This is a genomic window from Furfurilactobacillus milii (assembly GCF_009864005.1).
In the GTDB taxonomy this organism is placed as follows: domain Bacteria; phylum Bacillota; class Bacilli; order Lactobacillales; family Lactobacillaceae; genus Furfurilactobacillus; species Furfurilactobacillus rossiae_B.
Genome location: NZ_WEZQ01000023.1, coordinates 1 through 953, shown reverse-complemented (window position 1 = coordinate 953; position 953 = coordinate 1). Strand labels below are relative to the sequence as shown.

At 38.9% G+C, this 953-nt stretch carries 1 pseudogene; it reads left to right on the top strand.

Going from position 1 to position 953, the window contains the following annotated elements:
- Nucleotides 1-286: 286 nt before the first annotated feature.
- A pseudogene (locus GB993_RS11665) lies at nt 287-953 on the top strand (hypothetical protein); the annotation flags it as partial.

Below are 953 nucleotides of genomic sequence, written 5' to 3'. Positions count from 1 at the left end.
GCGCGTCCTTGTTATGTTAAGGACAAAAACAAAACACCCAATCATCAAATAATGATTGGGTGCATTATGGTCGTTACCAACAACAGTTGACAGAGAACCTTTATAAGGACACACATTTGTAGGTTTTCGATAATCAACAGATGTGTGTTTTTTCATTCGCGTTAAAAGGCGATTACGTTGATAGGGGATTATGACCAAAATGAAAACAGATTGTCATGAAAGTAGTTGAAAGAGTGTGTTAACATTTTTATAAAAGTTAGTTGCATTCACACAAGGAGACTATTGCATGAGCAGAAATAACAATGTTTTGGCAACTCAGGTGACCAGATCGATTCTTTTGTTTTCATTTGGTTTGAGTTTGATCGGTGTGAGTTCTAGTCCAATTAAGGCAGACCTAAACGCTAGTGTCAGCCAAACACAAGGTACAGACTCAACCAATGTAATGGATCAGGTAAAGCAGATTAGTTTGACAGAAAATGAATCCACTACTAACCAATTAAGTCAAGTTGCCACAGTTGAGAAAACAAACGGTACAGGTTTCACAAATGATTCTCAGTCTAGTAGCGTAGCTCCTAAAAGTACTGGAGTATCATATTTAGATTCTAGATCAGTAGCGAATTCTGAAGTGACTGGTTCAAGTTCTGTGAGTGTGACAAAGTCGGAATCGCTATCTGACCAAGTTAAAAGTAATAGTTCCGCAGGATCTGAGTCTTCTTCAGTTAAAAGCTCATTGAAGAATTCAAAAAATGAGGATGGCAGTTTAGTTACTAATAGTAGTGCAACTTCCGATGCTAGTGAGGCAAGCAGAGCAACATCTGGTACTAGTGAGGCAAACGGAGACGATAAATCCGCTGCTACATCCAGAGCTACATCGGCTACAAGCGAGACTAGTATTAATACAGGAAGTGCTTCTCAAAGTGTTTCGAGTAACAGTGCTAAATTGCAATCACTGG